Origin of the sequence: Streptomyces sp. (assembly GCF_031181705.1) — a bacterium.
GTDB lineage: Bacteria > Actinomycetota > Actinomycetes > Streptomycetales > Streptomycetaceae > Streptomyces.
This window is the reverse complement of record NZ_JAPSKN010000191.1, coordinates 1-8,026: the sequence shown is the minus strand read 5'-3', so window position 1 is coordinate 8,026 and position 8,026 is coordinate 1. Positions and strand designations below refer to the sequence as shown.

Genomic DNA, 8,026 nt, shown 5'->3' with positions numbered 1-8,026 from the left:
AGGCGCCCCTGCCCGGCGCGCGGGGCGTTCCCGCTCCCGCCGAGGCTGACGGTGACGCTCCTGCCACGGCGGCGAGGGGTTCTCCGTCGTCCCGGACGGCTGCGCGGTGAGGGGGGACACCCGCACCACGCCGCACGTCGACGCCCGCGCCGCCGAGCGCTTGGTCCGGCCGGCGGCACGGGAACCGGACGCGCCGGCGCCGGGCCTGCCGTCCGACCGCGGACGCCCCGGTGGCCGCCTGGCCCTCGTACCGGCTGGACGCCCACGTGCGGCCCGCCGTCGCGCTCCTCGGCGCCGGGAACGAAGGGCTGCGGGTGCGGGCCAGGACGGCGGGCCCGTCGAACACCGGCGATCCGCTCGCGGGCGAGGGCATCCCGGCCACGGCCGGCTTCGGCCTGCCGGGGGCGTCAGCGGAACTCAGCGGCTCTGCAGGCGCACGTGCAGTTCCTTCTCCTGGTCGCCGGAGACCGTGCTCAGGTCGTGCACGTCGAACAGCGAGTCCAGGGTCGTACGCAGCCGCTCGATCGCCCAGTACCCGCCGTGCAGGTCGGCCTCGACCGAGGACGACAGCCGGGCCTGCGGATGTGTGCCCTCGTGCGGGTCGGCGACGTCGAAGGTGCCGAGCCAGACGGTCGGGCGGGTCTCGTGCAGTTCCTCCGGGACGTCGTCGGCGCACCGGTCGGACTCGAAGCAGGCGCACAGCGTGTCGAACACGATCCGGGCGTCGTGCTTGCTGCACCCGCTGATCTCCACCGAGACGGAGTGGGGGTGCGGTCGCTCGTGGTTCATCGCCATCGTGATCGCTCCTTACGTGGCCACGCTGCCGTTTCCGCCCCTCCCCCAGCAAAGCACCACCTTCCCCCGGGCACTACCGGCGGCGGGGCGGCCTTTGCAGGGCGGCACGCGCCCCGGTGGGAGATGGTGGAAGGTGACGGAAGGGGCCTTCCACGAACGGCTCCGCGCGGTAGAACTGGGGTGTCGGCACCGTGACGGCGTGCCGCGAGGAACGGCGAAGGCGGGGCGTGGGATGAGTGCAGCCGGGTCTCCCCAGGCCGGGAGCGAGGAGCCGCTGCGCGGCTCGGAGCGCCCGAGCGGACTGCTCGACGTCCTGCGCGTGGCCTCGGTGGTCCTGGACGCCGAGGGCCGCATCGTGCTGTGGAGCCCGCAGGCCGAGGAGCTGTTCGGCTACGAGGCGCGGGAGGCGCTCGGGCAGTACGCCGCGCGGATCATGGTCCACGAGCAGCACATCGACCTCGTGGTCAAGCTGTTCTCGGACGTCATGGGCACCGGGCAGAGCTGGGCCGGGGCGTTCCCCATCCGCCGCAAGGACGGCAGCACCCGGCTGGTGGAGTTCCGCAACATGCGGCTGCTGGACGACCAGGGCGACGTGTACGCGCTGGGTCTGTGCGCCGACCAGTCGACCGTGCACCGGCTGGAGCGGGAGGTGGCGCTGTCGACGCGGATGATCGCGCAGTCCCCGATCGGGCTGGCCGTGCTGGACACCGACCTGCGCTACGTCTCCGTCAACAAGGCGCTGGAGGAGATCAACGGCGTACCGGCCGAGGAGCACCTGGGCCGCACCCCGCGCGAGGTGGTGCCCGGGATGGACGTCGACGCGCTGGAGGCCGCGACGCGGCGCGTGCTGGAGACGGGCGCGCCGGTCGTCGACCGGTCCACGATCGGGCGCACCGCGGCCGATCCGCACCAGGACCACGCCTGGTCGGTCTCGCTGTACCGGCTGGAGAACGCCTTCGGGACCGTGCTGGGCGTGGCCGTCTCGATCGTCGACGTCACCGAGCAGTACCGGGCGGCCATCGAGGCCGAGGCGGCCCGGCGGCGGCTGGCGCTGATCGCGGACGCCTCGGGGCGGATCGGCACCACGCTGGATCTGGACCACACGGCGCACGAGCTGGCCGAGGTGGCCGTGCCGGAACTCGCCGACGTCGCGGCCGTGGACCTCCTGGACGCCGTGGTGCAGGGCCGGCAGTCCACCCTCGGTCCCACGGAGTCGGCGGTGATCCGGGCGCTCGCGGTCCAGGGCTACGACTCCGCCGAGGCACTGGAGGCGGCCGACCCGCCCGGGCAGGTGGCGCGCTACGCCCCCGACCGGCTGGTCACCCAGTGCGTGCGCACGGCGAGCCCCGTGATGCTGCCGGAGGTCAAGGACGAGGACCTGGCGCGCATCGCCCGCTCCCCCGAGGCGGCCGAGCTGCTGGGCCGGGCCGGGGTGCACTCGTACCTGGCGGTGCCGCTGATCGCGCGCGGCCAGGTGCTGGGCGCCCTGGACCTCAAACGCACCCGCAACCCGCTGCCGTTCACCGAGGACGACCTGCTGCTGGCCCGCGAGCTGGCCGCCCGGGCCGCCGTGCAGATCGACAACGCGCGCTGGTACCAGAGCGCCCGTGACACCGCGCTCACGCTGCAGCGCAGCCTGCTGCCCAGCATCCCCTCCGTGACGGGCGGGCTCGAGGTGGCATCCCGCTACCAGCCGGCCGGGGCCACGAGTGAGGTCGGCGGCGACTGGTTCGACGTGATCCCCCTGGAGGACGACAAGACCGCGCTGGTCGTAGGCGACGTGATGGGCAGCGGCATCCCGGCCGCGGCGGCCATGGGGCGGCTGCGGACGGCGACCAACACGCTGGCCTCCCTGGACCTCGACCCGAACGTGCTCCTGGAGCACCTCGACAGGATCACCGCGGGACTCGACCAGGCCATCGCCACCTGCGTCTACGCCGTCCACGACCCGCGCCGGCGGGAGTGCCGGATCGCCAACGCCGGGCATCTGCCGCCGGTCCGCGTCCGGGCCGGCCGCCCCCCGGAGCTGCTCGACCTGCCGACCGGGGTGCCGCTCGGTGTCGGCGGGGTCGCCTTCTCCACCACCACCGTCGACCTGGAGCCCGGCGACCGGCTGGTGTTCTACACCGACGGACTGGTCGAGACCCGGCGCGACCCGCTCGACGACCGGCTCGGCACGCTCCTGTCGCTGCTGGACGGGCCGGACCGGCCGCTGGAGGAGGTCTGCGAGGTGCTGCTGCGGACACTGCACGAGCCGGACAACTTCGACGACGTGGCGCTGCTGATCGCGCGGGCGACGCCCCCGGGCTGAGCGGGCGCTACGGCCGGGCGCCGAGCACCACGTGGGCGTACAGCTCCTCCGAGACGGCCAGGCGGGCCGCCAGTCCCCCGCGCTCGAACGCGGCGACCGCGTCCGGCGCCTGGTGCCGGCTCGTCTCCACCAGGACGCAACCCCCCGGGGCGAGCCAGCGGGGCGCCTCGGCCGCGACCCTGCGCAGGACATCGAGACCGTCCGTGCCGCCGTCGAGGGCGACCAGCGGCTCGTGGTCGCGGGCCTCCTGCGGCAGCAGCCCGATCTCGTCGCTCGGGACGTAGGGCACGTTGGCCGCGAGGATGTCGACGCGGCCGCGCAGCTCGCCGGGCAGCGCCTCGAACAGGTCGCCCCGGTGGACGTGACCGCCGGCGGCGGCGACGTTGCCGCGGGCGCAGCGCACCGCGGCCGGGTCGATGTCGGCGGCGTGCAGTTCGACGGCGCCGAGCCCGGCGGCCAGGGCGGCGCCCACGGCGCCCGAGCCGCAGCACAGGTCCACGACGACCCGCGCGCCGGGCGCCTGGGCCAGGGCCCGCTCCACCAGGAACTCGGTGCGGCGGCGCGGCACGAAGACGCCCGGGGCGACGCCGATGCGCAGCCCGCGGAACTCGGCCCAGCCGACGACGTGTTCGAGGGGCAGCCCGGCGGCGCGGCGTTCGGCCATGGCGGCGGCCTCGGCCGGGGTGCGGGCGGTGGCGAGGATCAGGTCGGCCTCGTCCTCGGCGAAGACGCAGCCCGCCGCGCGCAGGACGGCGACGAGGGCGTCACGGGACGACCGGGGGGAGGGCGGGACAGCGGGAACAGACGGCATGGAAGCCCAGAGCCTTTCGGGGACCGAAGGGCGCTCCGGCGGTCGCCTACGGCCGGCGATCCGCGCCCCGTCGAGGAGAGAGCACCCGAGCTGACACAGCGGTAATGGGTCTCACCTCCCCGGTTCCTCGACGGCTGGGTCCGTCCGCAGCCGGACGGAACCCTACCCGACGGGCCCGCCGCCCGGTACGGGGTCAGATGGTTGAGCGGTACAACCGTCGTGCGAACATGGGAGGCGGAGACGGCAACACCGTGAGGCCGTGAGGGGGCACCGCACCGAACTGTTCCGGTTCGTACGGTTGAACGCGCAATCACTGATGACGCCGGACCCGGCGGGGCACCGCCGGCCGGCCCGGAGGCACCACCCGATGCACATCACCCGAGGCTTCACCGGGCGCCCGCGCGGCGCCGGCCCCGCGCTGCCGCCCGGGCAGTACGACGCGCGCGACGACTGGCCCGTCCTGTCCGCCGAGGTCACCCCGGACCTCGCGCCGGCCGACTGGACCTTCCGCATCGACGGGCTGGTCGACGCGCCCCGCACCTGGGACTGGGAGGAGGCGCACCGGCTGCCGTCGTCGGCGTACGAGGGTGCCATCCACTGCGTGACGAGCTGGTCGAAGTTCGGCGTGCGGTTCTCGGGCGTGTCCCTGGACGCCTTCCTGGATGTGGTGCGCCCGCAGGCGTCGGCGACCCATGCCGTGGCCTACGCGCACACCGGCTACACCACGAGCCTCCCGCTCGCCGACCTGACCGGCGGGCGCGCCTGGATCGCCTGGGAGTACGACGGGCGGCCGCTCGCCCCGGAGCACGGCGGCCCGGCACGGCTGCTGGTGCCGCACCTGTACTTCTGGAAGAGCGCCAAGTGGATCGCGGGCCTGCGGATCCTCGACCACGACGAGCCGGGCTTCTGGGAGCAGAACGGCTACCACGAGCGGGGCAACCCGTGGGAGGAGCAGAGGTACGCCGGTGACTGAGACCTTCGAGCCGGCCTTCGTGCCGCCCACGCGGTTCGCGGTCCCCGGGCGTATCGCCGTGAGCGAGCAGGCCGCCTCCGTGTGGCGGACCGCCACGCTCACCGGGATCCGCCGGGAGACGCCGCGCGCCGCCACGTTCCGGTTCGCCGTGCCCGGCTGGCCCGGTCATCTGCCCGGGCAGCACCTGATGGTGCGACTGACCGCCGAGGACGGCTACGTGGCGCAGCGCCACTACTCGATCGCGTCCGCCCCGGACGACTCCGGGCACGTCGAGCTGACCCTGGACCACGTCGAGGGTGGCGAGGTGTCGGGCTGGTTCCACACCGTCGCCCGGGTCGGCGACCGGGTCGAGGTGCGCGGTCCGGTGAGCGGCTTCTTCGCCTGGCCGGGCGACCGGCCCGCGCTGCTGCTCGGCGCCGGCTCCGGCGTCGTGCCGCTGATGTCGATGGTCCGGCATCATCGGGCGCGGAACCTGACCGTGCCGCTGCGCATGCTGGTGTCCGCGCGCAGCCCCGAGGAGCTCGTCTACGCCCGGGAGTTGGGCGCCGAGACGACACCCGTGTTCACCCGGAGCGCGCCGGAGGGTGTGCCGGTGGGACGTATGGCGGCCGCACATGTGGCGCCGCTCCTGGCCTCGCCGCCTCCCGGTGGGTGGGAGGCCTATGTGTGTGGCTCCAACTCCTTCGCCGAGCACGCCTCACGACTGCTGGTGACAGCGGGCCAGCCCGTGGACCGCATCAGGATCGAGCGCTTCGGCTGACGCCCCGCAGCGCCGTCGCCGCACGTGCGGTTGCCTCGCGAGGGCTGGGTACGGTGACTCGGCCGGGGGCGGGCCGGGGGTGCGCCGCGGGTGGTGCGGTGCTGCTCGTGCTGCTCGCGCACGGCGTGGTGCGCCGGGTCGCCCTGAGCCGCCGGCCGGCCGAATGGGAACGGGCGTGGGGCCGCACGGAACCGGAGTGGACGCATCGCCGCGCCTGACGCGACGCGGGGCGACCCATGAGGCGCCCGGCAGTTCGGCGCGGCGGCGCCAACCGTTCGGTGACCCGACCACCCGTGTCCGGGGCTTCGCCCGTCATGGCCGCACTCGCCCCGCACACACGCATCCGACCTGCGGGAGTACCGCCAGGGTGGCCACTCCCGGCCCGGGCGCGTCCGGCGAACACCTGGTCAGTCCTCCGACCACCGCCGTAGGGTGATCCGCGCTGTCTCCGCACCGGTTCCTCATCAAAGGCGGTCCTGCATGGCCCTGTTCGACCTTCCTCTCGACGAACTCCGCGAGTACCGCAGCGCGTCCAGCGAGCCGGAGGACTTCGACGCGTTCTGGTCCAAGACGCTCCAGGAGGCGCGCGAGCATGATCTGGACGCCCGCTTCGAACCGGTCGACACGGGCCTGTCCACGGTGCGGGTGCTCGACGTGACGTTCGCCGGCTTCGGCGGGCATCCGGTCAAGGGCTGGCTGACCCTCCCGGCCGGAGCGGACGGCCCGTTGCCCCTGGTCGTGGAGTTCATCGGCTACGGCGGCGGGCGCGGACTGCCGCACGAGCATCTGCTGTGGGCTTCCACCGGCCGGGCGCACTTCGTGATGGACACCCGCGGCCAGGGCAGCGCCTGGGGCGCGGGCGGCGGCACGGCGGACCCGGTGGGCGGCGCACCCGCCTACCCCGGTTTCATGACCCGCGGCATCGACGCTCCGGAGAACTACTACTACCGCCGCGTCTACACCGACGCCGTGCGCGCGATCGAGGCGGCCCGTTCGCATCCGCTGACGGACGCCGCGCGCACGGTGGCGGTGGGCGCCAGCCAGGGCGGAGGCATCACCATAGCGGTCGGCGGCCTGGTGCCGGACCTGGCGGGCATCGCGCCGGACGTGCCGTTCCTGTGCGACTTCCCGCGCGCGGCGACCCTCACGGACCGGCACCCGTACCGGGAGATCGGCCTCTACCTCAAGACGCACCGCGGCCGGACCCAGGAGGCCCTGCGCACGCTCTCCTACTTCGACGGCGTCCACTTCGCCGCCCGCGGCCGGGCCCCCGCCCTCTTCTCCGCCGCCCTGGAGGACCAGACCTGCCCGCCGTCGACCGTCTTCGCGGCGTTCAACGCGTGGAGCCACGAGGACAAGGCGATCGAGGTGTACGACTTCAACGACCACGAGGGCGGCGGCCCGTTCCAGGAGGCGGCCAAGCTGCGCTGGATGCGCTCGCACATCTGATCCGGCCGTTACCCGACGACGGCCTTCCCCTTTGGTCAGACCGGTCGGTACGTTCTTCCCGCCCGGGCCGCGCGTCGCCGCGGCCCGGGCCTGGACACGACCGGCGAAGGGGTGGGGCCCATGTCCGAGAACGAGGCGTCCGAGCAGGTGGCAGGCGGTGACGCGGCACCCGGCGACCAGGAACGCGCCGACGGGGTGCGGGTGCGCGGTCACTGCGACCCGCGTTTCACGGCGGTGCACGAGGCCTTCGAGGAGAACTTCCGGGAGCGGGGCGAACTGGGTGCCGCGGTGGCCGTCACCGTCGGCGGCAGGATCGTGGTCGATCTGTGGGGCGGCTGGGCCGACGGGGCGCGCAGCCGTCCGTGGGAGCGGGACACGCTGGTCAACGTGTGGTCCACGACAAAGGGCCCGGTAGCGCTCTGTGCGCACCTCCTGGCCGACCGGGGACTGCTCGACCTGGACGCGCCGGTGGCCGTGTACTGGCCCGAGTTCGCCGCGGCGGGCAAGGAGAAGGTCCTGGTACGGCACCTGCTGTCCCACCGGGCCGGTCTGGCCGGACTCAGGGAGCCGCACTCGCTGGAGCAGCTCTGCGACTGGGAGCTGACGACACAGCGGCTCGCGGCGACGGAGCCGTGGTGGGAGCCGGGCACCCGGTCCGGCTATCACGCGCTGACCTACGGCCATCTGGTCGGTGAGGTCGTGCGGCGGGTGTCGGGGTTGCGCCCGGGGGCGTTCCTGGAACGGGAGGTGACCCGGCCGCTCGGCATCGACTTCCGTATCGGCCTGCCGGAGCGGGACGCGGGCCGGGTGGCGGAGCTGGTCCAGCCGCCGGTCGCGCAGAGCAGCGCGCAGGCCGCCGTCCTCGCCCAGTTGGCGCCGGCGGCCGTCGCCGCGCTGACCAACCCACCGGTGGCCGCGGCCGCGGCC

7 protein-coding genes are annotated in these 8,026 nt (G+C 74.3%); 5 read left to right on the top strand and 2 right to left on the bottom strand.

Annotated elements, in window-relative coordinates; translation table 11 throughout:
- Nucleotides 1-417: 417 nt before the first annotated feature.
- A complete protein-coding gene (locus RIN80_RS24940; RefSeq protein WP_309097896.1) occupies nucleotides 418-789 on the bottom strand; it encodes a hypothetical protein in 372 nt (123 codons plus the stop codon).
- Nucleotides 790-1,027: 238 nt separating this feature from the next.
- Between RIN80_RS24940 and RIN80_RS24935 the strand changes: the two genes are divergently transcribed.
- Nucleotides 1,028-3,106: a SpoIIE family protein phosphatase gene (locus RIN80_RS24935; RefSeq protein ID WP_309097895.1), complete on the top strand. Its 2,079-nt coding sequence runs from the start codon at nucleotides 1,028-1,030 to the stop codon at nucleotides 3,104-3,106.
- A gap of 7 nt (nucleotides 3,107-3,113) precedes the next feature.
- Here the strand turns inward: RIN80_RS24935 and RIN80_RS24930 are convergent, their stop codons facing one another.
- Nucleotides 3,114-3,917, bottom strand: coding sequence for a putative protein N(5)-glutamine methyltransferase (locus RIN80_RS24930; RefSeq protein WP_309097894.1), 804 nt, complete (start codon nucleotides 3,915-3,917; stop codon nucleotides 3,114-3,116).
- A 367-nt stretch (nucleotides 3,918-4,284) separates the two neighbouring features.
- Between RIN80_RS24930 and RIN80_RS24925 the strand changes: the two genes are divergently transcribed.
- From RIN80_RS24925 to RIN80_RS24910, 4 genes are all read left to right on the top strand, one after another.
- Nucleotides 4,285-4,890 carry a sulfite oxidase-like oxidoreductase gene (locus RIN80_RS24925; RefSeq protein ID WP_309097893.1) on the top strand — a complete coding sequence of 202 codons (606 nt, stop codon included), beginning with the start codon at nucleotides 4,285-4,287 and terminating at the stop codon, nucleotides 4,888-4,890.
- The gene (locus RIN80_RS24920; protein ID WP_309097892.1) at nucleotides 4,883-5,650 is read left to right on the top strand and encodes a ferredoxin reductase; all 768 of its coding nucleotides are present in this window, start codon (nucleotides 4,883-4,885) and stop codon (nucleotides 5,648-5,650) included. Before RIN80_RS24925 ends, RIN80_RS24920 begins: the two co-directional genes overlap by 8 nt.
- A gap of 480 nt (nucleotides 5,651-6,130) precedes the next feature.
- Nucleotides 6,131-7,099 (top strand): acetylxylan esterase, encoded by a 969-nt coding sequence (locus RIN80_RS24915; protein WP_309097891.1) that lies wholly within the window; start codon nucleotides 6,131-6,133, stop codon nucleotides 7,097-7,099.
- A 120-nt stretch (nucleotides 7,100-7,219) separates the two neighbouring features.
- Nucleotides 7,220-8,026: serine hydrolase domain-containing protein (locus tag RIN80_RS24910; RefSeq protein ID WP_309097890.1), on the top strand; the 807-nt coding region annotated here is incomplete at its 3' end.